A 22,962-nucleotide genomic window follows, 5' to 3' on the forward strand; every position below is an offset into this window, starting at 1 on the left:
CTATTGTCTTGAATAGCTTGGCGGTAAATCCAGGCAGGAGAATTTTTAGTGAAAATACGCTCAATGGCGATCCGATGCGGCAAGGCGGTAATGGTCATCGCTTTAATCGCCGTTGTCAATTTTTTTCTTGTGCGCATGGCGCCTGGCGATCCGGCCCAAGTAATGGCGGGGCAGTCTGGCGCGTCCGATGAAATTTACCTGGCGCAACTGCGGAAGGAGTTTGGCCTTGATCAGCCACTTTCGACCCAATTGGGGGTGTATGCCAATCACCTTGTGCACCTCGACCTGGGCTACTCGCATCGTCAGCAACAGCCCGTGCTAACGCTGATCTTGGAGCGGTTGCCGGCCACGTTGCTGCTGACGGGAATTGCCTTTGTGTTGTCTGTGTCCTTGGGGGTACTGCTCGGAGTGCTGTCGGCGCGGCGGGTCGGTAGTTGGACCGATACTGCGATTTCTGCTGCTGCACTGCTGTTTTATGCAACCCCCATTTTTTGGTCGGGACTGCTTCTGGTGCTGATCTTTTCTGTCGGGCTAAATTGGCTGCCCGCATATGGCTACTCTTCCATTGGTGCCGACATGACGGGTTTGCAGTCAGTGCTTGACGTTGCCCGCCACGCTATCTTGCCTGTCGCCACACTGTCTCTTTTTTATGTGGCCATCTATGCGCGCCTTGCACGCGCCTCAATGCTGGAGGTAAGTCGGCTCGATTTTGTCAAGACCGCGCGTGCCAAGGGCCTGCCGGAGCGGCAGGTGCTCGTCAGCCACATGCTCCGCAACGCGCTCTTGCCCATCATCACCTACGCCGGGATTCACGCGGGTGGTCTGGTCGGTGGGTCTATCGTGGTGGAGACCATTTTTGCCTGGCCAGGGGTCGGCCGGCTCGCGTTTGAAGCTGTCAGTCAGCGCGATTACGGGGTTCTACTGGGGGTCTTCTTTGTGATCTCCGTCATTGTGGTCGGCGTCAATCTGCTAACCGATTTCATTTATGCCTATGTTGACCCGAGGATTGAGCTGTCATGAAAGGAGTTTTTACCCGTTATGCCCAGACCAAGGGCGGCTTGCTGGGCTTGGCAATTCTGCTGGCGGTCATCGCGCTGGCGTTGACCGCGCATTGGCTGTTTCCCGTCAGCCCATGGGACACCGTGGGGGCTCCATTTGAGCCGCCGTTGACCGAGGGCATGCTGCTGGGCAGCGACATGCTAGGGCGCGACGTAGCAGCAGGCATTGCGCACGGCGCTTATGTCTCGCTCCTTATCGGTGTTGTTTCCACTGTGGCCGCGCTGGCCGTCGGCATTACGCTTGGAGCGGTCGCAGGCTATGTAGGCGGCTGGGTTGACCACTTGCTGGTCGGCTTCATCGAGTTTTTTCAGACTATCCCCAGCTTCGTGTTGGCGGTGGTGCTGGTGGCTATTTTTAATCCGAGGATCGAGGCCATCGTTGGCGCTATCGCGGTGGTCTCGTGGCCACCGATTGCTAGGCTTGTTCGCGCGGAATTTATGAGTATGCGCTCACGTGAGTATGTACAGGCGGCCTGGCTCACGGGACGATCAGATATTGCCATTATCTTCAAGGAGATCCTGCCCAATACCTTGTCGCCCATCGTCGTGGCAGGCTCCATGATGGTGGCCACCGCCATCCTCCTTGAGTCGGCATTGAGCTTCCTCGGACTAGGCGATCCCAACCTGATGAGCTGGGGCTACATCATCGGGTCGTCACGTACCGTGATGCGCATGGCGTGGTGGATGAGTGTGTTTCCCGGCCTGGCAATTGTACTGACCGTTCTGGCGATCAATCTGATTGGAGAGGCACTCAATGATGCTCTCAACCCCCATCTGCAATCCGTGGAGGAAGCACCATGAACGCGCGCGGCATGCCTGTGGCCCGGCTCGAGTCTCTATCCGTAGAAATCACGGGCCAGACGCCGCAGCGCCTGGTTGTCAATAACGTGTCGTTTGAGATTTACCCGGGGGAGACGGTGTGCGTGGTGGGGGAGTCGGGATCCGGCAAGTCGATGATTGCGCACTCCCTGATTGGTCTTTTGCCGGCGCATGGGGTGCGCCATTGCTCGGGCCAAGTGTTTTTGGGCGATACCGAGATCAGCGCCTTGCCTGAAGCGGCACTGCGCAAGTTGCGCGGCGCGGCTGTGGGCATGATTTTTCAGGAGCCGATGACGGCGCTAAATCCGCTAATGACGATTGGTCAGCAGCTTGGAGAGGTCTTTGGCGCCCACATGTCGATGGGCGCAGTCGCGCGCCGGGACAAGTCCATTGAGTTGCTGACGGACGTGCAACTGCCTGACCCAGCCCGCGTGGTGTCTGCTTATCCCTTTCAGCTGTCTGGGGGGCAGCGTCAACGCGTGATGATTGCGATGGCACTGGCGTTGGAGCCAAAGCTGTTGATTGCCGACGAGCCTACAACGGCGCTGGATGTGACAACCCAAGCGCAAATCCTGACGCTCATCCGAGAATTGCAAATCCGGCGTGGAATCGGCGTTCTGTTCATTACCCACGATTTTGGTGTCGTGGCTGACATTGCTGATCGGGTGCTGGTGATGCAGCAGGGTTGCTGTGTAGAGTCTGGTCCCGTGGGTGATGTGCTGCGTTCTCCGGCGCATCCCTACACGCGCAAACTGATTGCCGCAGTGCCAGAACTGAAGGATCGGCCCGACACCGACAGTGAGCCCGTGCAGCGCGCACCGTTGCTTCAGGTCAGCGATCTGTGCAAAAAGTATGCCGGGCGCGGCGGTCGCATGACCACTGCCCTGGACCGCGTCAGCCTTTATGTGGATGCTGGCGAGACTGTCGGTGTCGTGGGTGAGTCCGGTTCAGGCAAGTCCACGTTGGGCAAAGTAGTGGTAGGCCTGCTGCAGCCAGACAGTGGATCCATCATGTTCGACGGAAGGTCTACCGTGGGCTTGAGCAGGCGCCAGCTCGGCGTTACGCGCCAGCAGATCCAGATGGTGTTTCAGGACCCTTATGCCTCGCTCAATCCGAGGCACCGTGTGGGCAACATCATTGCCGCCGGACCCATCAATACCGGGGTCGCGCGGGACGTCGCCCACGCCCGCGCCGCTGAACTGATTCGCATTGTTGGCCTCGCTCCTGGTTCCCTCAGCCGGTTTCCGCATCAGTTTTCAGGTGGCCAGCGACAGCGCATCAGCATTGCGCGAGCGCTGGCAATGCAACCCAGGCTGCTGATTGCCGATGAGTCGGTGTCGGCCCTGGATGTATCGGTTCAGGCGCAGGTACTGGCGTTGCTGCGCGAAATCCGGCAGGAGCTTGGGCTGGCTATGCTATTCATCACCCATGACCTGCGTGTTGCGTCTGGTTTATGCGATCGTATCGTTGTAATGCGTGCGGGCGCCATTGTCGAGCAAGGACCCGCAGCTGACATTTGCGGCGCGCCTGTGCAGGCCTATACCCGCGAACTCATTGACGCCATTCCCGGTAGAAGTTTCAGACATGGCCCGCCACTGCAGGCGCAAAAACCTGAATGAAAAGAACGAAAGGAAAGCACTATGAAGATTGAACGCTTTGATGCCAACGAAAGAATGTGCGACATGGTCGCCACTGGACAGTTGGTGTTTGTTTCCGGCCAAGTGCCGGACACGCTGGACGCCACGATCGAGCAGCAAACCAATGAAGTGCTTCGCAAACTCGACGTGATGCTGGCGCGCGCCGGAACCGACAAGTCACGCCTGTTGACGACGACGATTTATCTCAGTGATTTTCGCCACTATGCGGGCCTAAATTCCGCTTGGGACCAGTGGGTTGATAAAAGGAGCCCTCCCGCTCGCGACTGCTTCAAACTTGAACTGGCCAATCCTGGCTGGAAGGTGGAGATTGTTGCCACCGCAGTAAGACCAAGCTACGCACTTTAGTCTTCCTCGGGCAAGTTGTCACGTACCTGACTGCGTCTTATCTTGTCTAAAAGCTCAATAGTAATCACTCTTGTCCTCTTCTATTTTGAGGCTTGGTACAACCCACTTAGGCGTCATTTATGCTTCGGGCAGATATCTCTGATTAACTTTGAAAGGCTAAACGTACAAAGGAAAAAAGACGCCAGGAGTCTTGGCGGCAGAAGAGATTTTCCCAATGCGTGGACTTCACCCGCTTTCGGGTAATCGCAGGGATGCAGAAGAAAGACCATCCCCGCCATAACTTGGCCCGTGCTCTACAAGAAGCCAGGAAGGCTCTCGGCGTCACGCAAGAGGATTTCGTCGACATTTCCAGTCGGACTTACGTCAGCGCGGTGGAACGCGGCTTGTCGGGGTGAGCTGGTCGCGGTCCACCTCTTTTGGAGAATTGCTGGCCGCGGCGCAGGCTTGCCGCGAACTTGCACGGCAGGTCGGTACAGCGGCAGATGTCGCCCCCACGCTTGTCGCTTCGCGTGCCTACGGCGGTTCGCTGCCCACTTCACCCCATGAGGGGGCTCATTTCCCCGGGGACGACCCGTCGGAAAATCCCGCCTCCCTGCTTGGCGCTTCGCGTGCTTCGTGGTCCCCCGAGGGGACGGAGCCTGCCTGGGGCGGCCCGGCGCTGCGCACGGCTGTCACCACGCTTGCCGCTTCGCGTGTTGCCGCCGATGCCGAGTTGACCACGCAATAGTGAACCGGCGTTAACAGTTAACTTCAAAACCGGCCTCATCAGAGGTCGGTGAGTTTAAGGTAAAGATAGCAGTTGTGAAATTAAGTTAAGCGTTGCAGTGACTGCAATCGGTTGCTTAATGTCGCACCCCGCAGCATGCGTTGGTTTACAGAGGGTGTTCGGTATAGAACTTGCCACCGTGAAACAGCAGCGGCGCGGCGCCGGCGCGATGGCTGCAGCGCTCTACCTCGCCGACAAAAATGACATGGTCACCCTCTTCATAGCGGCTGCGGTTAAAGCATTCAAAACTGGCGGCAGCGCCGCTCAGCAGCGGTGAGCCGCTGGCGCCTTCGGTGAACAGCACGTCTTTCCAGCGGTCTTCGCGTTTGCTGGCAAAGCGTTCGGCCAAGTCCTTCTGGTCGGCCGCCAGGATGTTGATGGCGTAGTGCGAGCCGGTGCTCAGCGCCGCCATGGAAGCGGCAGCCTGCGCCAGGCTCCAGAGCACCAGCGGAGGATTGAGCGACACCGAATTGAAGGAGTTGGCGGTCAGGCCTATCAGCGTGCCTTCGGGCGTGCGCGCGGTGACTATGGTGACCCCGGTGGCAAACATCGCCAGCGAGGCCCGGAATTCCCGCTGGGAAAAGCTCGGGCTGCTGGCTTGGCGAAGAGGGGAGGGGCTCAATAGGGAAGGGGTCATTCAACTGCAGCGTTTGGAGCGCACCCGCCGCGGGCGCGCGACCCCCATTTTGCGCTAGAAGGCCCACTGCCCGAGTGGCGCCATCCAGAGCCGGATTCACCCACGGGGTATGGCTCGATTCCGTCGTTGTTCTTTTGCTACTGTTTTAATAGCTGTCTGCGCATATGCTGATTGGGCTGGGGCGCGTTTTTCTTAAAAATTATCGGATCTGGAACGCGCTACGCTCGCCCAGCGCATGCGGGGCGATCATGCTTGTCAGGGCTGCGAAGGGAGATGGCGCTTAGCGCAGCATGGTCGACATGGCCGACAGGCAGTTGATCATGCGCACGGCGGCTTCCACCGTGGGGGCCTCGAAGCTGATCATGTTGCCATCCAGCCGCGTCAAAGCAGGCCACTGGCAGAACAGGTCGGCCAGCGCCGGACTCTGGGTTTGTATGCGCACGGCGATAGTGCCTGACAACACAAAAGGGAGGGGCGTAGGGCGCTGCGCCGGGCCGCCCCAAGCAAGCCCAGCCCCCTCGGGGGGCAGCGCAGTACGCGAAGCGACAAGCGTGGGGGCTGTGTTGTGCTGAAGCAGCGCAGCCGCCACGCCTGCCGCAGCGCCGGCGCGTATGGCCTCGCAGGCCTGCGTGGGCGACAGGCTGATGCCGCTGTTCTGGCCGGTGGCGCGCTTGGTCTGCACAAAGGTGGCATGCGGGAACAGCGGCCGGTGCTCTTCGATGAAGACATCGTCGCCGCTGGCCATCACCACCGGCACGCCGTATTCGCCGGCCAGCGCGCCATAGATGCCGGCCTCGCCCAGCTCGCGTTCGTTCAGGAAGACGCGGGTGAAGGCAAAGCCATTGATGGTGTGGGCCAGAATGCCGCGGCCTTGTGCCCGCGAGTGGTAGCCGATCATGCAGACGGCACTCACGCCCTCATCGACGCCGGACATCATGCTCAGGTAGCGCGGCTTGCCCATGATGGCCTGGGCCCGCGGGTCCAGCAGATCCGGCGGCATGTTGCGAAAGCCGCCGTGCGAGTCGTTGACCAGCACTTCGCTGGCGCCGGCGTCGAAGGCGCCGGCAATCGCGGCATTGGCCTCGTTGGCCATCAGCCGGCGCGCGCGTTCGTACTCGGGGTTGCCGGCGCGCACCTGTTCGGGATGGAAAACGCCGGCGACGCCTTCGATGTCGGTGGAAATCAGGACTTTCATGGGGGCCGCCAAAACAGTGGATAAAGGATGAATCAGGGCGCCAGGCCACCGGGCAGCAGCTCGGCCAGCGCCTGGCGCTTGTGGCCGTTGCGGCCGGTCACGGCGCTGGCGCACCAGAGCGCGTGAAGAATGGCCTGCTCGGTGCTGTCGACGACGGCCTGGAACAGCCCGTCGATCAGTCCGTCGTGCAGCATGGCCAGGGCCGGCATGGGCTGGTCGGCTTGCTGGGGCACGGTGTAGGCGGTGGAAAACGCCAGCGCAATGTCGCCGCTGCCATGGCCGAACACCGAGCCGGTGCGGGCCAGGCCGGCGCCGGCGCGCAGCGCCAGGCGGCGCAGCTGGCGCGCATCGAGCGGCGCATCGGTGGCGATCAGCAAAATGATGGAGCCTTTTTCGGGCTCTTCTGCCACGGTCGGCTGCGGCTCGGGCGCGCTGGCCAGCAGCGGGGCCAGCCGCTCGCCCAGGGCGTGGCCGGCCAGAATCAGTTGCGGCAGTTTGCCGAAGTTGGCCAGCACCAGCGCACCGACGGTGTACTCGCCGCCGCCAGCTGCCGGCACCCGGCGCGAGGCCGTGCCCACGCCGCCCTTGAGGCCAAAGCTGGACATGCCGCGGCCCGCGCCCACCGAGCCTTCCTCGACCTCCCTACCGGCCTGGGCGCAAGCCTGCAGATAGTGCTGCTCGGTGATGGCCATGCGCTGGATATCGTTGAGATAGCCGTCGTTGCACTCGAACACCAGCGGATTCACCGTGCTCAGCGCCCGCCCGGTTTCGGGATTGGCGGCGATGCACTGGCGGATCTGCGCCGTAGCCACGCTGGCGACCGAAAAGGTATTGGTCAGCGCAATCGGCGTTTCCAGCACGCCCAGTTCCTCGACCTGGACCAGGCCGACACTCTTGCCGAAACCGTTGAGCACCACGGCAGCGGCCGGCACGCGGTCGCGAAACAGATCGCCGGCGTGGGGGCGCACCACCGTCACGCCGGTCTGCACCTCCTTGGCATCCAGCGTCTGGTGGCCAACCGTGACACCGGCGACATCGGTGATGGCGTTGCGGGCTCCGGGCTGAAGGCTGCCCACCTGGGGCAGCAAATGGCGAGGCATCATGAGACGGTCTTCTTCTACTTCTTACTTACAGGCGGTCAATCTTGGGGTCCAGCGCATCGCGCAGGCCATCGCCCAGTAGATTGAAGGCCAGCACGGTGAAGAAAATGGCCAGGCTGGGGAACAGCGCCACATGCGGTGCGTTGACCATGTCGGCGCGCGCCTCGTTGAGCATGGCACCCCATTCGGGCGTGGGCGGCTGTGCGCCCATGCCCAGAAAGGACAGGCTGGCCGCCGTGATGATGGAGGTGCCCAGGCGCATGGTGAAATAGACCACGATGGAGGAGATGGTGCCCGGCAGGATGTGACGCATGATGATGGTCCAGTCGGACGCGCCTATGCTGCGCACCGCCTCGACATAAGTCATCTGCTTGAGCACCAGGGTGTTGCCGCGCACCAGCCGCGCAAACGCCGGCACGCTGAACACGGCCACGGCGATGACCACGTTGATCATGCTGCTTCCCAGAATGGCGACCACGCCCAGCGCCAGCAAGATGCCGGGAAAGGCGAACAGCACGTCGGAGATGCGCATCACGATGCGGTCCCACCAGCCTTCGTAATAGCCGGCCAGCAGGCCGAGCACGGTGCCTAAGGCGCCGCCCACCGCAACCGACAGGAAGCCGGCGGCCAGCGAGATCCGCGAGCCCACCAGGATGCGGCTGAAGATGTCGCGGCCCATAGGATCCACGCCCAGCCAGTGCTGCCACGAGGGGCCGTCATTGAGCTTGTCGTAGTCGAAGAAATTTTCCGCGTCATAAGGGGAAATGTAGGGGGCAAAAATGGCCACCAGCACCAGCAGCAGCACAAACACCAGGGCCACGACGGCCACGCGCTGCTTTTTGAACTTGCGCCAGAACTCTGTCCAGGGCGTGCGCACGGCTGCGCTTTGGGCCACGGCCGTGGCGGGCGCCGCAGCGCTGAGAGTGGTTGAAGAGGACTGTGTCATGGCTGGCTCACTTGTAGCGAATGGTGGGGTTGATAAAGCCATACAGCACATCGACTATCAGGTTGATCAAAACAAACTCCAGGGAAAACAGCAACACCAGGGCCTGGATGACCGGGTAGTCGCGCATGGTCACGGAATCGACCAGCAAACGGCCCAGGCCGGGCCAGTTGAAGACGGCCTCCACCACGATGGAGCCGCCCAGCAGAAAGCCGAACTGCAGGCCCATCATGGTGACCACCGGGATCAGGGCGTTGCGCAGGCAGTGCTTGAAAATCACCGTGCGCTCTTTCAGGCCTTTGGCGCGCGCGGTGCGCACGAAGTCTTCCTGGATCACCTCGATAAAGGAGGCGCGGGTGAAGCGCGCCATCACGGCGGCCACGGCGGCGCCCAGCGTGATCGACGGCAAGATGTAGTGCTTCCAGCTGTCGGCGCCCACCGTGGGCAGCCAGCCCAGCTGCACCGAGAACACCTGCATCAGCAGCATGCCCAGGGCAAAGGCGGGAAAGGAAATACCCGACACGGCAATCGTCATGCCAAGCCGGTCGGGCCATTGATGGCGAAACACCGCCGAGGTGATACCAATGGCCATGCCAAAGATCACCGCCCAGATCATGCTGGTCAGCGTCAGCATCAAGGTGGGCATGAAACGCTCGGCAATCTCGGTGGACACCGGCCGGCGTGTGCGCAGCGAGGTGCCAAAGTCGCCTTGGGCAACGTGTTTGAAATAGGTGACGAACTGTTCGGGCAAGGGCTTGTCCAGGCCCAGCTCCTGACGCACCAGCTCCACCGTTTGCTGGTCAGCGTCTTGTCCTGCGGCTAGGCGCGCCGGGTCACCCGGCAGCATGTGCACGAATAAAAACACCAGCACCGCAACGATCAGCAGTGTGGGTGTCAGGCCCAATAGCCGTTTAAGTAAATAGTTCAGCATGGCAAAAAGGTATCGAAACAATCAAAAAGCATGCGTCAGCCGGGGCTGACGCATGCAAAAAAACGTGGACCGGCCAGCAGTCCGCGTCAGGAGGCTTATTTGATCTCGATGTCCTCGGAGTAGATGCTGGCATCAGGCATCGCATACACGCCGCTCAGACGTTTGCTGGTGGCGTACACGCTTTTCTCGTTCACCAGCAGCGCCCATGGGACGTCTTTCATGATCTGTTCTTGCGCATCGCGGTAGAGGGCCGTCTTTTCAGCTTCGTTCACTGATTTCAGGGCTTTGGCGATGTCGGCATCCACCTTGGCATTGCTGTAATAAGCCGTGTTGTTCAGCTTTGGCGGCCAGGCTTCCGTGGCCAGCAAGGGGCGCAGTGCCCAGTCGGCTTCGCCGGTTGAGGCTGACCAGCCCGCGTAGTACATGCGCACCTTGGCGGTTTTTGGGTCGGGCGCGGCCTGCACCCAGTCGGTGCGCTGGCCGGGTTCGAGGGCCAGCACGGTGATCTTGATGCCGACCTGGGCCAATTGCTGCTGCACAAACTGCAGGGTTTTCTGCGTGGAGGTGGTGGTGTAAGCCCCCCACAGCACGGACTCAAAGCCGTTCGGGTAGCCGGCTTGCTTGAGCAGCTCGCGCGCCTTCTTCGGGTCATACGGCCAGGGTGCCATCTTGTGGGCGTATTTCACGCCCTGCGGCACGATGCCTTCAGCGGGGACGGCGTAGCCGCCGAAGGCGACCTTGCTCAAAGCCTGCTTGTTGATGGCGTAGTTGATGGCCTGGCGAACGCGCACATCATCAAACGGCTTTTGCAGCATGTTGAAGCTGATGTAACGCGCCACGATGGACGGGCCAGAAGTCACGTTGAGCTTGCTGTTGCTCTTGAGGGCATCGGCCTGCTCGTTGGGCAGCGGGAAGGCGAAGTCAGCTTCACCGGTTTGCAGCATGGCGGCGCGGGTGCCGTTTTCCGGTACCGGCTTCCAGGTGATGGTGTCCACCTTGGGGTAGCCTTTTTTCCAGTAGCCCTCAAACTTCTTGCCCTTCACGAAGTCGGTTTGCTTCCACTCGACAAAGGTGAAGGGGCCGGTGCCCACGGGGTTGAACGCGATGTCCTTGTTGCCGTACTTCTTCAACGCCGTCGGCGAGATCATCGCGGCCGATGCGTGGGCCAGGGAGTTGATGAAAGGCGCGAAGGGCTCTTTCAGCGTGATGCGCACGCTCAGCGGGGACTCGACTTCGACTTTTTCGATGCGGTTGAACTGGTTGCCGCGAGCGAGCTTGTTCTCGGGATTGGTGACGCGGTCCAGCGTGACCTTCACGGCTTCAGCGTTGAAGTCGGTGCCGTCGTGGAATTTCACATGAGGGCGGAGTTTGAAGGTGTAGACCAGGCCATCCTTGGAGACGGTGAAGCTTTCAGCCAGCACGTTTTTGATCTTCAAGTCTTTGTCGAACTCGAACAAGCCCTGGTAGAAGGACTTGGTGACCGCGGTGGTCAGCGTGGTGTTGGTGTTGTAGGGGTCCAGCGTTTCGGGCTGGCCGCTGATGGCGAGTACCGCGTCTTTGGCGGCAAGGGCCGAGCCTGCCGAGGCCAGCGCCATCAGCGCCAGCAGGCCGCTGGCCAAGGTCTTGGAGCGAAGCGGTTTCATACGTTCTGTCATGGAAAACTCCTGGTTCAGTTAGAGGGAAATGAGTGCGGGGAAAGGGGATCAATACGCGAATCAATACGCGCCGGCAATGCGGTGCTGCGCCACAAAATGGTCGGGGCCGACCTGCACCAGCGGCGGCACCACGGGCTCGTCGCCGGCAGCGCGTATCGGGCTGGGAATCTCGCCCGACAAGAGTTCGCGCTTGAGGTGGCGCCGGCTCGGATCGGCCACCGGAACGGCTGCCATCAGCATGCGGGTATAGGGGTGCTGCGGGTTCTCGAAAATGGCGCGGCGCGGGCCGATCTCGACGATCTGGCCTAGGTACATCACGGCTACGCGGTGGCTGATGCGTTCGACCACCGCCATGTCGTGCGAGATGAACAAAAAGGCGACGCCCAGCTCGCGCTGCAAGTCCATCATCAGATTGACGATTTGCGCCTGGATGGATACGTCCAGCGCCGACACCGATTCATCGGCAATCACCACCTTGGGGTTGAGCGCGAGCGCGCGCGCAATCGCGATGCGCTGGCGCTGGCCGCCCGAGAACTCATGCGGATAGCGCTGGGCCGCCTCGGCCGGCAGGCCGACTTTTTCAAGCAGCCAGTCGACCCGCGCCTGGGCTTCCTTGCCGCTGGCAATCTTGTGGACCAGCAGCGGCTCCATGATGGAAAAACCGACGGTGACGCGCGGGTCCAGCGAGGCGAAGGGGTCCTGGAAGATGAACTGGATGTTGCGGCGCAGGCCTTGCAGCGTGCTGGTCGGCAGGTCGCGAATGTTCTGCCCGCCAAACTCGATGACGCCGCTCTGGCTTTCGACCAGGCGCAGCAGCGAGCGGCCGGTGGTGGACTTGCCGCAACCCGATTCGCCGACCAGTGCCAGCGTCTCGCCGGGCCGCAGGTCGAAGCTGATTTTTTCCACCGCGTGCACGCGGCGCTTGACCCGGCTCAGCAGGCCGCTGCGGATGTCAAAGCGTGTCACCAGGTCTTTCACGCGCAGTATGGGTGCGCTGCCGGGCTGAACGGTGTCTTGCGGCTGGGCCGCCTCACGCGGGGCGGCACCCGCCTCTTCGCTGCGCAGCAGCTCGAACTTGAGTGGCAGGTCTGAGCCTTCCATCGCGCCCAGGCGCGGCACGGCCGACAGCAGGGCGCGGGTGTAGCTGTGTTGCGGGCGGGCAAAGACGTTCTCGGCGCTGCCTTCTTCGACCTTGTCGCCGCGGTACATGACCAGCACGCGATCGGCCACTTCGGCGACCACGCCCATGTCGTGGGTGATGAAGACCACGCCCATGTGCATCTCTTCCTGCAGCGACCGGATCAGCTGCAGGATTTGCGCCTGTATGGTCACGTCCAGCGCGGTGGTCGGCTCGTCGGCAATCAGCAGCGAAGGCTTGCACGACAGCGCCATGGCGATCATCACGCGCTGGCGCATGCCGCCAGACAGCTGGTGCGGGTAGCGGTCCAGCACGTTGCGGGCTTCGGGAATGCGCACCAGTTCCAGCATGCGCAAGGCCTCGGCGCGGGCCGCGCTGGCGCTCTTGCCCTGGTGCACCTGGATGGACTCGGCAATCTGGTCACCGGCGGTGAACACCGGATTGAGCGAGGTCATGGGCTCCTGGAAAATCATCGCGATGTCGGCGCCGCGAATACCGCGCATCGCCGACTCGCGCGCCTGCACCAGGTCCAGCACCTCGCCGTTGCGGCGCCGAAACGCCATGCTGCCGTTGATGATGCGGCCGCCGCCATGCTCTATCAGGCGCATCAGCGCCAGCGAGGTGACGGATTTGCCGGAGCCCGATTCGCCGACGATGGCCAGCACCTCGCTGCGGTCCACATGAAAGGAGAGCTTGCGCACCGCGTCGACCGTGCGCTCCGAGGTTTTGAAACGCACCGACAGGTCGTTGACGCTCACCACCCGGTTTTCGGGCAGGGACAGGATGCTGGATGGGGAGGCTTCGGCCACGGTGGATTGCATTACGGTGCGCTTTGTGTCTAGAAAGAGGTATGGATTGCAAGTAGCGTGCCGCGAACGGCACGCCAGCGATCAGCGAAAGATCGCGGTCTGCGGCGTTTCGCCCACGCGGGCCCAGCCGCGGTACATGCCTTCGGTGTTGAAGGGCAGGCTGACGTTGCCCTGGGCATCGACGGCGATCAGGCCGCCCTTGCCGTCTATGGTGGGCAGCACGTCCATCACGACTTGCTGCGCGGCGGCGTCCAGCGACTGGCCGCCGTAGGCCATGCGCGCGCACAGGTCGTAGGCGGTGGCCGCGCGTATGAACATCTCGCCGGTGCCGGTGCAGGAAACGGCAGCGGTGCGGTTGTCGGCATAGGTGCCGGCGCCGATGATGGGCGAGTCGCCGACGCGGCCAACCCGCTTGTTGGTCATGCCGCCGGTGGAGGTGGCCGCAGCCAGATTGCCCTGCGCATCAAGCGCCACGGCGCCGACGGTGCCAAACTTGCGGCTTTCGTCCAGCGGCGCTGTTTCGGTGGCGGGCGCTGGCGCTGCGTCAGACGCCAGGGCCGCACCGTCGTGGTCCAGCAGGGTCTTGTCGGCGGCCAGGGCGCGGTGCAGTTGCGCGCGGCGGTTCTCGGTGGAAAAGTAGTCGGGCGAGACCATTTCCAGTCCCACGCTTTTGGCAAAGGCTTCGGCGCCGGGGCCGACCAGCAGCACATGTTCGCTTTGCTCCATCACGGCGCGGGCGGCGCGCACGGGGCGGCGCACCTGGCTGATGCAGGCGACCGCGCCGGCGCGCAGGGTGGCACCGTCCATCACGGCGGCATCCAGCTCATGGGTTTCCTCATGGGTGAAGACCGCGCCATGGCCGGCATTGAAGAGCGGGCAGTCTTCCAGCATGTCAACGGCCAGGCTGACGGCATCGAGCGCGCTGCCGCCGTCGGCCAGCAGTTGCTGGCCGGCCAGCAGGATGTCTTGCAGGGCCGCGTGGTAGGCCGCCTCCTGGGCGGGATTGATGGCCTGGCGGGTCAGGGTGCCGGCGCCACCGTGGATGGCAATGAGGGGAAGGGGCTTGGAAGAGGTCACTTGGAGGCCTTTGACAGTTTTTCAGGGGCTTGAGGTTGGCGCGCCTTGCGTGGCATGGGCGTGTCGTCATGGATGGTGGCGCGCAGCCGGTCGGGGTGGTCGCCATGCAGCCAGGGCAGCACCGACTCGGCCAGTTGCGTGGCCGCCTTGAGCGAATCCTTGGCGCGGTGCGCGACCGCGCTGCACAAGGCTTCTATCAGCGCCAGCACCGTGGTTTCGGAGTTGGAAAAGTACTGGCTGTCGGTGTGGGCGTAGAGCGCGACCTTGGCCAGCGGCGCCACCGGCGAGGTCACGCGGTCGGTCAGTGCCAGTACCGGCACGCCGGCCGCGCGAGCGCGGCGCGTCAGCAAAATGGTGTCGGAAATATAGCGCGGGAAGGCGATGGAGATCAGCAAATCCGTCGGCTGCAGGCGGGCCAGCGTGCGCGCGCCTTGAGAGGAGCCCTCCATGCTGGCCAGCAACTGGACGTGGTGGCAATACAGGTCCAGGTTGCGCTGCAGCAGGCCACCCAGCCAGCTGCTGGCGCCAAAGCCGACGATGTAGATGCGGCGCGCCGCCAGGATGGCGTCCACCGCCTGCTCGCAGCTCTGGGCGTCTATCGCCTGCCGTGTGCGCTCGATGTTGCGCTGGCTTTCTTCCAGCGCTTCGGCAAACACGTCGGCTACCGTGGCCGGCTGTTCCAGCTTGCTGCGCAGCTTTTCAACCGGCGCCAGCGTGGTTTCAAAACCCAGCACCAGGGCCGCGCGGAACTGCGGATAGCCGTCAAATTCCAGCGCCCGGGCAAAACGGTTGGCGGTGGCTATGGAGACGCCCAGCGTCGCGGCCAGCTCGTCGATAGGCATGGTGGCCGCTTGCAGGGGGTGAGCCAGCACATAGTCGGCCATCAGCCGGTGCGAACGCGTCAGCGTTGGCAACACGCGGCCAATGCGCTGAGCCATAGACGGATTGCCGGGAAATGTTGCCATCGTGAATTGGGGATAGTAAAAATGTATATAAATTTACAAAACAATTCATGATAACGAAACTTTTGATCATTTTGAATCAGCATCAACCCTCAAAGACGCGCCTGGGCGGCTGCGCCGCAGCGCAGTTTGATGGGCTGTTTTTAAGTAAAAATGACCTGTAACCCTTATGGAATGGGCGCTTACAGCTATTAAAACAATAGCTTTTGGAGGCCGGGGCCGGCGCTCAGGGTTTTGGTGCGGCCGGGCCTTGCTGCCAGGATAGGGCGGCTCCCAGCAGCAGCAGCAGCGGGCCCAGCCACAGGCCGGCGCTCAGGGAGCCCGTGATATCTGAAATCCAGCCGCCCAGCAGGGGGCCCATGGACTGCCCTATGGAAAAGGTGGCGGTGAGCAGGGCCAGGCCCCAGGTCAGCGATGCGGCCGGCAGCACTCTTTGCGCCACCACGCTGACGGCGGCAGGCCCGGCCATGAAGCTGGCGCCAAAAATCAGCGCCGAAGCAATGACCGTCCCCGCTGTCGGCCAGATCAGCGCCGGCACCGTGCCCAGGGCCACCAGGCTGCAGACCAGCGCAAAGCCGCGGCCACCTTTGAGTCGGCCCAGCACGCGGCCCCAGCAGAGGCTGGCCAGCAAGGAGGCACCGCCTATCAGGGCAAAAAATACCATGGTCAGCGTGGCGCCAAAGCCCTGCTGTTTCAGCAGCGCAATCATGAAGGTCATGTAGCCCACATAGCCCGCGCCGTAAAACAGATTGGCCAGCAAGCTGGGGCCTAGCGCGCCCCAGACCGGCATGGCCGGGCCGGCCGGACGTGCCGGGGTCTGTCGTATGGAGTGGCGCGCCGCCAGCCAGGCCAGCGCCGACGCCACCAGGGAAACGGCGCCCATCAGCAGCCAGGACAGCCGCCAGTCAAGGGCGCCGCCTTCGGCCTGGGCCAACGGTATGAAGGTGCCGGCCAGCACCACGCCCAGCCCCGAGCCGGCAAAATAAATCGACATGGCGGTCGCCGTGCGGCCCGGCATGGCGCTGGCCGCCAGTGAAGAGCCCAGTACAAAAGCCACGGCGGTGGCCAAGCCGCCGGCGGCGCGCACCGTCAGCAGCAGCGCAAAGCTGGACGGCCAGGCGGTGGCCATCAGGGCCAGGGCGCTGGCGATCATGGCCCAGGTGAAGGCCTGGAGCTGGCCGAAGCGCTTGCCCAGCCAGGCCGCCAGCAGCGCGCCCGCCAGGTAACCGATGGCGTTGCTGGTATTGAGCGCGCCGGCCTTCATGAAGCTCCAGGCGAATTCGGTCTGCATGGGCGGCAGCAGCAAGGCATAGGCGAAGCGCGTAAAGCCCAGCGCCACCAGCGGCGAGAGCGCCAAGCCCAGCGCCGCGCCCAGGCCTTGCCGGCGCGAAATAACGGGAGGGGACATGGAGCGGCTCAGAGCGGCTGGGTGAACAGCGCGACCAGATCAATCTCGGGCGCGCTGTTGTCGCGCTGCAGCTTGACCTCGGCGCCATGCAGGTGCGCGCCCATCAGGGCGCAGGCCTGCTCGCCGTCGCCGTTTTCCAGCGCCTTGAGAATGTCGTTGTGCTCGTCAAACGAGCAGACATTGCTGCCCAGCGAGTCGTACAGCGCAATCATCAGGGTGGTGCGGGCGATCAGGCTGCGCAAGATGTCTTCTAGCTCGGTATTGCCCAGCAGCCTGGCCAACTGCAGGTGGTATTCGCCCGACAGGCGCACCCACTTGGACCATTCGCCGGCCTTGTAGGCGGCATGCTCCTGCGTGATCAGCTCGCGCACGGCGGCCAGCGACGCCGGTGTGGCTTTCTTGCCGAGCTCGCGAATGATGCCGTTTTCTATCAGCCGCCTGGCTTCGAACACCTGGCGCATCTCTTCCGGGCCGGGCTGGGCAATGATCGCGCCCTTGTTGTGCTGCAGCTCGATCACCTTGTCGCCGGCCAGGCGCACAAAGACCCGGCGCAACAGCGAACGGTTGACGCCGAAGGCCTCGCACAAGCGGGTTTCCACCAGCCGCGTGCCCGGCGGCAGACGGTGCGACAGCACCGCCTCGACGATGGCATGACGGACCCGGTTTTCCTCGGCCAGCTCGGCCTGGGAGGCGTCCGAGCTGGTTTCACGTTCGAGATTTGCGGATTTGTGTGTGCGGGGGCTGGCCATGGTGCTTGTCTTTTTTCGGGAACTGTATGGTGCCACAAGATTTTCCTGGCTGCCACTATCCATTAGGAAATTGTCACAATACTAAAACACGATGTTGCAATTGATCTCGTAAAGTTTCCAAAATTCAGCGCATTCTCATGGTTTTCCCTCTGTAGTTAGGTAATTCAGGATTGTGACAATCCATAAGCCATGAAAATACAATTGATCAATCCCAATACGACAATCGCCATGACCGCCAAGATGGCCATGGCCGCGCGCCAAGTTGCCAGCGCGGGCACGCAAATCCTGGCGGTGCAGTCGGCCACCGGCCCGGCATCGATTGAAAGTGCCGTGGACGAGGCGCTGGCCTTGCCTGGCCTGCTGGCGCAAATCCAGGCCGGCGAAGCGGCTGGCGTTGATGCCCATGTGATCGCCTGCTTTGGCGACCCGGGGCTGCGCGCCGCGCGCGAGATCGCCAGCGCGCCGGTCATAGGCATCGCCGAGGCGGCCATGCAACTGGCCTGTCTGGTGTCTGCCTCCTTCAGTGTGGTGACCACGCTGGCAAGCACCGTGCCGACCGCGCGCCGCCTGTTGCAAGACTATGGAATGACGGGTCGCTGCGCCAGGGTGCGTGCAACCGGCATCGCCGTGCTGGAGCTGGAAGCGAACACCAGTGAGCTACTGCGGCAAAAAATCGGCAAGGAATGCCGGCTGGCCCTGGCCGAAGACGGCGTCGGCGCCATCGTGCTGGGCTGCGCCGGCATGGCCGACCTGTGCACCGAGCTGACAGAGGAACTGGGTGTTCCGGTGATTGATGGCGTCACGGCGGCCGTCAAGCTGGCCGAAGCGCTGGTCGGCCTCAACCTGCGCACCAGCAAACAGGGCGACTACGCCCGGCCTGGCGCCAAGCCCTATATCGGCGTGATGGCCCAGTTTGCGCTGGCGGCATGAACTTTGCACGTCACTGTTTCTCTCAAGCCTCCCCGCTCACAACTTTCAACTCATGAAGGATTTACGATGAAGAAGCAATTAGTAGCACTCAGCGCGGCGCTGGCCTTGTCCCTGACGCTGGGCTCTGCCGGCGTACAGGCCAAGACCTTCACCTGGACCGCCTCGGCCGACGCCTTGTCCATGGACCCGTACTCCACCAACCATTCGTTCACGAACTCGTTCATGAACAACATCTACGAAGGCCTGGTGCGCTTCAACGAAAAGGTCCAGATCGAGCCGGCGCTGGCCGAATCGTGGACCGCCGTGTCGCCCACCGTGTGGCGCTTCAAGTTGCGCAGCAACGTGAAGTTCCACAACGGCGAGACCATGACGGCCGACGACGTGGTCTTTAGCTGGCAGCGCGTGCAGACGCCGGGCTCCATCTCCAAGCTCAACCTGGGCAATGTCAAAGAGGTACGCAAGGTCGACCCCCTCACCGTCGATATCGAAACCAAGGCGCCTTTCCCGCTGCTTCCCAACGAGCTGCTGAACCTCGTCATCATGAGCAAGTCCTGGAGCGAGGCCAACAACGCCAAGGAAGCCAGCGACCTGCAGCAGAAGAAGGAAAACTACGCCAACCGCAACACCAATGGTACCGGTCCCTTCATGCTGAAATCACGCGATGTGGATGTGAAGACCGTGCTGGTGGCCAACCCTCACTGGTGGGACAAGCCCAAGCACAACCTCACCGATGTGGTGTTCACGCCTATCCAGTCGGACGCCACGCGCACCTCCTCGCTGCTGTCGGGCGCGCTAGACGCCACCATCAACGTGCCGCTGCAGGATGTGCAGCGCATCAACAGCTCGGGCGCCTTCACCGTGGTGCAGGGCCCCGAGCTGCGCACCATCTTCCTGGGCATGGACCAGTTCCGCGATGAACTGCTTTACTCCGACGTGAAGGGCAAGAACCCGTTCAAGGACATCCGGGTGCGCAAGGCGGTCTATCAAGCCATCGATGTGGACGCCATCAAGCGCTCGGTGATGCGCGGCGTCTCCTGGCCGGCCGGCATGGTGCTCGCGCCCCAGCTTAATGGCGCGCCCAAGAACAACACGCGCATCCTGCCGTTCAGCGTCGACGCCTCCAAGAAGCTGCTGGCCGAGGCCGGCTACCCGAATGGTTTCACCGTCGGCATGCAGTGCCCGAACAACCGCTACGTCTATGACGAGCAGATCTGCCTGGCCATCATCTCCATGCTGGGCCGCGTGGGCGTCAAGATCACGCCACAGTTTGAACCCGTCGCCAAGTGGAGCGTACGCCTGAACACCATGGACGTGTCCTTCTACCTGGTCGGCCATGCCGGTCTGCCCATGGGCGACTCCTATGCCCTGCTGCAAGACGTGGCTGCCACGCGTACCGGCAACGCCGGCGGCCTGAACGCCGGCCGTTACTCGAATCCGGCTTTCGACGCCTTGCTGCCCAAGATCGCCTCGGAACTCGACACGAGCAAGCGCAACGCCCTGATGGCCGAGGCCGAGGGCATAGAGCGCAACGACGTGGCCTATATCCCGCTGCACCAGCAACCCATCACCTGGGCGGCGCGCAAGGGCGTCGATCTGAAGCAGTCGCCCGACAACCAGCTGCGCTTGTGGCTGGTCACCGCACCCTGATCAATCAACGGAAATTCCCCTAACCGCGCGTGCGCCAACATCGCTGGTCGATGTTGGCGCACGCACTACCCGAGAGGGCATCTGCCATGCTCCGCTTTCTTTCAACCCGCCTGTGGAACGGCCTGCTGGTGATGATCGGCGTGTCCTTCATCTCCTTCTTGCTGTTCAGCTACATCGGCGATCCGGTCAACAACCTGCTCGGCGAAACCGCCACGCTCGCGCAGAAAGAGGCGCTGCGGGCGGCGCTGGGGCTGGACCAGTCGCTCATCGTCAGGTTCTTCAACTACCTGGGGCTGGCCGTGCGCGGCGAATTCGGCATTTCCTACCGCAACCTGGAGCCGGTGGGCCAGTTGCTGATGTCGCGGGTGCCGGCCACGCTGGAGCTGAGCCTGTGCGCCGCGGTACTCGCGCTGGGGCTGGGCATTCCGATGGGGGTTTATGCGGGCATCAAGCGCAACTCCTGGCTGGCGCACACCATGCAAGTGGTGTCGCTGATAGGCATCTCGGTGCCTTCCTTCCTGACCGGCATCATCTTGATCTTGATCTTCTCGGTAGAGCTCAACTGGCTGCCGGCCTTTGGCCGCGGCGATGTGGTGCACCTGGGCAGCTGGAGCACGGGTTTTCTCACCGCCAGCGGCTGGAAGTCGCTGGTGATGCCGTCGATCACGCTGGCCCTGTTCCAGCTCACCCTATTCATGCGTCTGGTGCGCTCCGAGATGATGGAAGTGCTGCGCACCGACTACATCAAGTTCGCCCGCGCCCGTGGCGTGGCTGACCGGTCCATCTATTTCCGCCATGCGCTGAAGAACACGCTGATTCCGGTGATTACCGTGGCCGGCCTGCAGCTCGGCTCGCTGATCGCGTTTTCCATCATCACCGAAACCGTCTTCCAGTGGCCAGGCATGGGCTTGCTGATCATCCAGGCCATCACCTTCGGCGACATCCCGGTGATCGCCGCCTACCTGATGTTGATCGCGTTGCTCTTCGTGATCATCAATGCCATCGTTGACCTGCTTTATTTCCAGGTCGATCCACGCGTGAGGATTGCATGAAAGACATCACCTTGAACCCCGTTGCGATAGCAGCCGCGCCGCCTTCGGCCTGGCACCGCTTCCTCGACAGCGACTTCGTCTACAACTTCAAGCGCTCGCCCACCGCGATGATCTCGGCGGCGGTGCTGCTGATGTTCGCGCTGGTGGCCTTGCTGGCGCCATGGCTGGCACCGCAAAATCCCTTCGACCCGGCGGCGCTGGATCTGATGAACGCGCGCATTCCGCCCGTCTGGATAGAAGGCGGGCAGATGAAGTTTCCGCTCGGCACCGACGGTCAGGGGCGTGACCTGTTGTCGGTGCTGATGTACGGCATGCGTATCTCGCTGATGGTGAGTTTTTTCGCCACCTTGTTCTCGCTGGTGGTGGGCGTCACGCTCGGCCTGATCAGCGGCTACGCCGGTGGCCGCATCGACAACCTGATCATGCGGCTGGCCGATATGCAGATGAGCTTTCCCACCATTTTGGTGGCGCTGCTGATCGACGGCCTGTCGCGCTCGCTGCTGCCGCGCTCGGTGCACGAGCAGATGGCCTTGCCCGTGGTGATCTTCGCCATCGGCATTTCCACCTGGGTGCAATACGCACGCACGGTGCGCGGTGCCACGCTGGTGGAAAAATCCAAGGACTATGTGCACGCCGCCAAGCTCATAGGCATGGGCCCGCTGCGCATTTTGTTCCGCCATGTGTTGCCCAATGTGCTGGGCCCGGTGCTGGTGATAGCCACCTTGTCGCTGGGCATGGCCATACTCACCGAGGCCACCCTGAGTTTCCTCGGCCTGGGCGTGCCGCCCACTTCGCCTTCGCTGGGCACCTTGATACGCGTCGGTAACGAGGTGCTGTTTTCGGGTGAGTGGTGGGTCACGGTGATGCCAGGCGTCTGCCTGGTGCTGCTGGTGCTGGCCATCAACCTGCTGGGCGACTGGCTGCGCGACGTTTTCAATCCCAAGCTGAAGTGAGCCTGCTCATGACCAACGCAACATCTCAAGCCGTATTGACCGTCCAGGGCCTGCGCGTCGAGATTCCCACACGCCGCGGCCTGCTGCTGGCGCTCGACGACGTTTCCTTCACCATCGCACCCGGCGAGATCCTCGGCTTTGTCGGCGAGTCCGGCGCCGGCAAGTCGCTCACCGGCATGGCCATCCTCGGCTTGCTCGACCCGCCCGGGCGTGTGGCCAGCGGCGAGATCCGCCTCGGCGAGCGGCGCATAGACCAACTCTCGCAACGCGAGATGCGCCGTATCCGCGGCAAGGAAATCGGTGCGGTGTTCCAGGATCCCTTGATGAGCCTGAACCCCTTGCTGCAGATCGGCGACCAGCTGGTCGAAACCATACGCACGCATCTTCCTGTGTCGCAGGAAGAAGCCGTGCAGCGTGCCCTGGCGCTGATGCGCGCGGTAGGCATTCCCGCCCCTGAGGCGCGCTTCACGGCCTATCCGCACCAGTTCTCGGGCGGCATGCGCCAGCGCATCGTGATCGCCCTGGCCTTGTGCGCCGAGCCGCGGCTGGTGGTGGCCGACGAGCCCACCACCGCGCTCGACGTCTCCATCCAGGCGCAGGTGCTGCAACTGCTGCGCCAGCTCTGCCGCGACAAGGGCACCTCCATGCTGCTGGTGACGCACGACATGGGCGTGATCGCCGAAACGGCCGATCGCGTGGCGGTGATGTACGCCGGCCGCATCGTCGAGATTGGCGCGGTGGAAGACGTGATCCGCAACCCTGTGCATCCCTACACCCGGGGCCTGATGGGCGCGATTCCGTCGCTCAAGGCCGTGACCGGGCCGCTGGCCCAGATCGACGGCGCGATGCCGCGGCTCAATGCCCGGCCGGTGGGTTGCGCCTTCAACCCGCGCTGCGCCTACGCGACGGACCAGTGCCGCGCGCAAAGTCCGCGCCTCGAATCACATCAGCAGCGCAAGGTCGCCTGCTGGCTGGCATCCGCCTTGCCGGTTAAACCGGCTGAACTGGAGACAGAATGAACGCCATGCTCAAAGATTCGGCCGTGGCCGCCGAAACCAGCCTGATAGCGCAAGACATCACCCGCCACTTCCCCGTCGGCGCCGGACTGCTGCGCGGCAAGCTGGGTGGCA

Annotated in this window: 21 protein-coding genes; 10 read left to right on the forward strand and 11 right to left on the reverse strand. The window is 62.8% G+C overall.

Features of this window, described 5'->3' with window-relative positions; all coding sequences use genetic code 11:
* Positions 1-63: 63 nt before the first annotated feature.
* The 5 genes from BM160_RS05330 (at position 64) to BM160_RS05350 (ending at position 4,607) form a co-directional block, all read left to right on the forward strand.
* The gene (locus BM160_RS05330; protein WP_092001677.1) at positions 64-1,020 is read left to right on the forward strand and encodes an ABC transporter permease; all 957 of its coding nucleotides are present in this window, start codon (positions 64-66) and stop codon (positions 1,018-1,020) included.
* A complete protein-coding gene (locus BM160_RS05335) occupies positions 1,017-1,859 on the forward strand; it encodes an ABC transporter permease (protein ID WP_092001680.1) in 843 nt (280 codons plus the stop codon). Before BM160_RS05330 ends, BM160_RS05335 begins: the two co-directional genes overlap by 4 nt.
* The gene (locus BM160_RS05340) at positions 1,856-3,496 is read left to right on the forward strand and encodes an ABC transporter ATP-binding protein (protein ID WP_255368654.1); all 1,641 of its coding nucleotides are present in this window, start codon (positions 1,856-1,858) and stop codon (positions 3,494-3,496) included. Before BM160_RS05335 ends, BM160_RS05340 begins: the two co-directional genes overlap by 4 nt.
* 21 nt (positions 3,497-3,517) lie before the next feature.
* Positions 3,518-3,880 (forward strand): RidA family protein, encoded by a 363-nt coding sequence (locus tag BM160_RS05345; RefSeq protein ID WP_092001683.1) that lies wholly within the window; start codon positions 3,518-3,520, stop codon positions 3,878-3,880.
* Positions 3,881-4,271: 391 nt separating this feature from the next.
* Positions 4,272-4,607 (forward strand): hypothetical protein, encoded by a 336-nt coding sequence (locus BM160_RS05350; protein ID WP_143093183.1) that lies wholly within the window; start codon positions 4,272-4,274, stop codon positions 4,605-4,607.
* Between the two features lie 145 nt (positions 4,608-4,752).
* On the opposite strand, the gene BM160_RS05355 is transcribed toward BM160_RS05350, so the two are convergent.
* From BM160_RS05355 to BM160_RS05405, 11 genes are all read right to left on the reverse strand, one after another.
* Complete coding sequence (locus BM160_RS05355; protein WP_092001689.1) at positions 4,753-5,283, reverse strand: flavin reductase family protein; 531 nt, start codon at positions 5,281-5,283, stop codon at positions 4,753-4,755.
* 280 nt (positions 5,284-5,563) lie between these two features.
* Positions 5,564-6,478 carry a M55 family metallopeptidase gene (locus BM160_RS05360; protein WP_092001692.1) on the reverse strand — a complete coding sequence of 305 codons (915 nt, stop codon included), beginning with the start codon at positions 6,476-6,478 and terminating at the stop codon, positions 5,564-5,566.
* A 32-nt stretch (positions 6,479-6,510) separates the two neighbouring features.
* On the reverse strand, positions 6,511-7,578 hold the full coding sequence (locus BM160_RS05365; protein ID WP_092002072.1) for a DmpA family aminopeptidase: 1,068 nt from the start codon (positions 7,576-7,578) through the stop codon (positions 6,511-6,513).
* 28 nt (positions 7,579-7,606) lie between these two features.
* The gene (gsiD, locus tag BM160_RS05370) at positions 7,607-8,524 is read right to left on the reverse strand and encodes a glutathione ABC transporter permease GsiD (protein ID WP_092001695.1); all 918 of its coding nucleotides are present in this window, start codon (positions 8,522-8,524) and stop codon (positions 7,607-7,609) included.
* 7 nt (positions 8,525-8,531) lie between these two features.
* Complete coding sequence (gsiC, locus tag BM160_RS05375) at positions 8,532-9,452, reverse strand: glutathione ABC transporter permease GsiC (protein WP_092002074.1); 921 nt, start codon at positions 9,450-9,452, stop codon at positions 8,532-8,534.
* Between the two features lie 95 nt (positions 9,453-9,547).
* Positions 9,548-11,107, reverse strand: coding sequence for a glutathione ABC transporter substrate-binding protein GsiB (gene gsiB, locus BM160_RS05380; RefSeq protein WP_092001698.1), 1,560 nt, complete (start codon positions 11,105-11,107; stop codon positions 9,548-9,550).
* A 60-nt stretch (positions 11,108-11,167) separates the two neighbouring features.
* Positions 11,168-13,066, reverse strand: a complete 1,899-nt coding sequence (locus BM160_RS05385) for a dipeptide ABC transporter ATP-binding protein (protein WP_092001701.1) — start codon at positions 13,064-13,066, stop codon at positions 11,168-11,170.
* Positions 13,067-13,135: 69 nt separating this feature from the next.
* Positions 13,136-14,131, reverse strand: coding sequence for an isoaspartyl peptidase/L-asparaginase family protein (locus BM160_RS05390; protein ID WP_092001704.1), 996 nt, complete (start codon positions 14,129-14,131; stop codon positions 13,136-13,138).
* The gene (locus BM160_RS05395) at positions 14,128-15,096 is read right to left on the reverse strand and encodes a MurR/RpiR family transcriptional regulator (protein WP_092001707.1); all 969 of its coding nucleotides are present in this window, start codon (positions 15,094-15,096) and stop codon (positions 14,128-14,130) included. The genes BM160_RS05390 and BM160_RS05395 overlap by 4 nt, the downstream gene beginning before the upstream one ends.
* Before the next feature lie 223 nt (positions 15,097-15,319).
* A complete protein-coding gene (locus BM160_RS05400) occupies positions 15,320-16,501 on the reverse strand; it encodes a YbfB/YjiJ family MFS transporter (protein ID WP_092001710.1) in 1,182 nt (393 codons plus the stop codon).
* A gap of 8 nt (positions 16,502-16,509) precedes the next feature.
* Positions 16,510-17,250 (reverse strand): GntR family transcriptional regulator, encoded by a 741-nt coding sequence (locus tag BM160_RS05405; protein ID WP_177218918.1) that lies wholly within the window; start codon positions 17,248-17,250, stop codon positions 16,510-16,512.
* A gap of 189 nt (positions 17,251-17,439) precedes the next feature.
* Here BM160_RS05405 and BM160_RS05410 point away from each other — a divergent pair, with 189 nt between their 5' ends.
* The 5 genes from BM160_RS05410 to BM160_RS05430 all read left to right on the forward strand — a co-directional run bounded on the left by BM160_RS05410 (position 17,440) and on the right by BM160_RS05430 (position 22,851).
* The gene (locus tag BM160_RS05410; RefSeq protein ID WP_092001718.1) at positions 17,440-18,180 is read left to right on the forward strand and encodes an aspartate/glutamate racemase family protein; all 741 of its coding nucleotides are present in this window, start codon (positions 17,440-17,442) and stop codon (positions 18,178-18,180) included.
* Between the two features lie 66 nt (positions 18,181-18,246).
* Complete coding sequence (locus tag BM160_RS05415) at positions 18,247-19,827, forward strand: ABC transporter substrate-binding protein (protein ID WP_092001722.1); 1,581 nt, start codon at positions 18,247-18,249, stop codon at positions 19,825-19,827.
* An 86-nt stretch (positions 19,828-19,913) separates the two neighbouring features.
* Positions 19,914-20,879 carry an ABC transporter permease gene (locus BM160_RS05420; protein WP_092001725.1) on the forward strand — a complete coding sequence of 322 codons (966 nt, stop codon included), beginning with the start codon at positions 19,914-19,916 and terminating at the stop codon, positions 20,877-20,879.
* A gap of 26 nt (positions 20,880-20,905) precedes the next feature.
* Positions 20,906-21,832: an ABC transporter permease gene (locus BM160_RS05425; RefSeq protein WP_369821751.1), complete on the forward strand. Its 927-nt coding sequence runs from the start codon at positions 20,906-20,908 to the stop codon at positions 21,830-21,832.
* Positions 21,833-21,840: 8 nt separating this feature from the next.
* On the forward strand, positions 21,841-22,851 hold the full coding sequence (locus tag BM160_RS05430) for an ABC transporter ATP-binding protein (RefSeq protein WP_092002077.1): 1,011 nt from the start codon (positions 21,841-21,843) through the stop codon (positions 22,849-22,851).
* Positions 22,852-22,962: the final 111 nt, after the last annotated feature.

The organism is Polaromonas sp. OV174 (genome assembly GCF_900112285.1).
Lineage (GTDB): Bacteria > Pseudomonadota > Gammaproteobacteria > Burkholderiales > Burkholderiaceae_C > Polaromonas.